The organism is Geobacillus sp. ZGt-1 (assembly GCF_001026865.1).
GTDB classification, from domain to species: domain Bacteria; phylum Bacillota; class Bacilli; order Bacillales; family Anoxybacillaceae; genus Geobacillus; species Geobacillus thermoleovorans.
Window position 1 is genome coordinate 1 of the sequence record NZ_LDPD01000162.1, and the last position, 2,538, is coordinate 2,538.

Genomic DNA, 2,538 nt, shown 5'->3' on the forward strand with positions numbered 1-2,538 from the left:
TAGACAGACTGTGGGGTTGATAAAGTGAAGAAATTACGGAAAATCTTTCGTGATTACGCGGAAGATTTTTTTATTTTCATCGGACTGACACTTATTAACGTTGCGACGTTCCGGTTAAGCGTGACGGCAGGGCTGTATATGCTTGGTTTTTCTTGTTTAGCTATCGGTATTTTTACGGCGCTGCATCCACCGAAGCGTTATCCGCCGTGAGGGAGGTGAAAACTGAATGTTTTTCCGGCGTGCTTTGGAGCGAAGAAGTACCAATTACACGGAATACAGCCTAAATGATCCAGCGCTTTTAGATTTTCTCGGCATTTCTCCTAGTGAGGTCAATGTTTACGGAAAAAACGCGCTGAAAGAGGCAACCGTTTACGCTTGTATCAAGATTTTAGCGGAATCGCTGTCCAAGCTCCCATTGAAGACGTATCGTGAAGACGAAAACGGCGTCAATAAGGCAGTGAAGCACTATTTATATAAGTTGCTAAAGCTTCGTCCCAACCCGTATATGTCAGCGTCTGACTTCGCCAAATGCAATGAGACACAACGGAACATATATGGAAATGCGTACGTCAACATCGAGACAGATGAAAAGGGTCGGATTGTGGGGCTTTGGCCGATCGACGCAGGTAAAGTGCGTATTTGGATCGACGATATCGGCCTTTTCAGCAGCAAAAATCACATCTGGTATGAAGTCGATGTCGGAATCGAGCGGCGAAAGCTCATGCCAAACGAAATTTTGCACTTTAAAAGTGGTGTGACACTTGACGGCATTGTCGGGGTTCCTCCTCTTGATTATTTGCGGGCGACGGTGGAAAATGCGGCGGCGGCCGGCCGGTTTATCAATAATTTTTACAAGCAAGGGTTGCAAGTAAAGGGAATTGTCCAGTATGTCGGCGATTTGAACCCGGAGGCACAAAAGAAATTCCGGGAAAAGTTTGAGGAAATGTCATCGGGACTGAAAAACAGTCACCGCATCGCACTCATGCCGATCGGGTACGAGTTTAAGCCGATCAGTTTGACGATGTCCGATGCGCAGTTTCTCGAAAATACGGAGCTAACAATCAGGCAAATTGCAACGGCTTTTGGTATCAAAATGCACCAACTCAACGATTTAAGCCGGGCGACCCACACAAACGTGGCGGAACAGCAGCGGCAGTTTTATGTCGATACGTTGCTGCCGATTTTAACGATGTACGAGCAGGAAATGACGTACAAGTTATTCCTAGACAGTGAACTAGACGCTGGCTATTATGTGAAGTTTAATGTCGATAGTATTTTGCGCGCTGACATTAAAACGAGATATGAAGCCTATGCGATCGGCATACAAAATGGGTTTCTTGAGCCAGACGAAGCAAGGGCGAAGGAAGATTTGCCACCTCGACCTGGAGGCAATCAGCTCATTGTCAACGGGAACTATATCCCTCTAACAATGGTAGGTCAGCAATACATGAAAGGAGGTGGTGACAATGGGCAATCAGGCGACGAAGGAAACAAAGGAAATCCGGGCGCTGCCAGTGAAAATTGAGGTCCGTCAGTCAAGCGGAGAAGAAGAAAGACGCACCATCTCTGGATCCATTAAATATAACACAGAAAGCGCGGAAATGCGGGATTGGTGGGGCGACACGTTCGTCGAAGAAATCGCAGCCGGCGCATTTGATGAGAGCTTAAAAACACGCGGCGTCGTCGGTTTATGGTCGCACGATACATCTAAAGTGCTCGGGAGCACGAAAAGCGGAACGCTACGCCTTGAGAGCACAGAGAAGGAACTGCGATTTGAGCTGGATTTGCCAAATACCACGATTGGCAATGATGCCTGGGAGATGATTAAGCGCGGTGATGTCGATGGTGTATCGTTTGGGATGCGAGTTACAAAAGACAAATGGTCGCAAGTCGATCGCGACGGCAAAAAAATTTACAAGCGTTCCATTTTGGATGCGGAATTGTATGAAATTTCTCCTGTTGCTTTTCCGGCGTACCCAGCAAACGAAGTATCTGTCCGATCGCTCGATGAATATCGCCAAGGATTGGGGATCGTGAACCAGAACCAAAAATCATCCCCTGCTTTCTCAGTAGGTAGCCGCGTACAGGTGCTTGGGACACCGCATATGGAAGGTCAAACGACGGGAGAAGTCCGGGAAGCAGTCCTGACGTGGGTCTATGGCATTGTTTTCGACGGTATGGAGGATATGGGCATTCATCACTGGTATGTGGAGTCAGAGCTGCAACCAGAAACTCCTACAGAGCAAACCGATGACCAAAACAATGGACAAACTAACGATCAAAACGACGAGCGTAAGAAGAAAATGAAGAAAATGAAGAACATGAATATGAGGAAACTCGAACTTGAACTAGAGCTAATGTAATCGGCTCTTTTTTATTTCTAATAAAATCAGGAGGTTGAACGTATGAGTAAAGAATTGCGTGAAATGTTACAAAGACTAGAGCAGATGAAAGCAGAGGTTCGTTCCCTTTTAGGTGAAGATAAGGTGGACGAAGCAGAAAAGCGCATGGAAGATGTGCGAGCATTGCAAAAAAAAA

1 protein-coding gene and 2 pseudogenes are annotated in these 2,538 nt (G+C 46.5%); all 3 read left to right on the plus strand.

The genetic code is table 11. The features are described 5' to 3' along the window. Positions 1-226: 226 nt before the first annotated feature. Entirely contained in the window at positions 227-1,525 is a 1,299-nt protein-coding gene (locus VU18_RS16280; protein WP_047758554.1) for a phage portal protein, read from the plus strand. Next, a pseudogene (locus VU18_RS16285) lies at positions 1,467-2,024 on the plus strand (HK97 family phage prohead protease); the annotation flags it as partial. The gene VU18_RS16280 and the pseudogene VU18_RS16285, both read left to right, overlap by 59 nt. 381 nt (positions 2,025-2,405) lie before the next feature. After that, positions 2,406-2,538: pseudogene (locus VU18_RS18110) on the plus strand (phage major capsid protein); the annotation flags it as partial.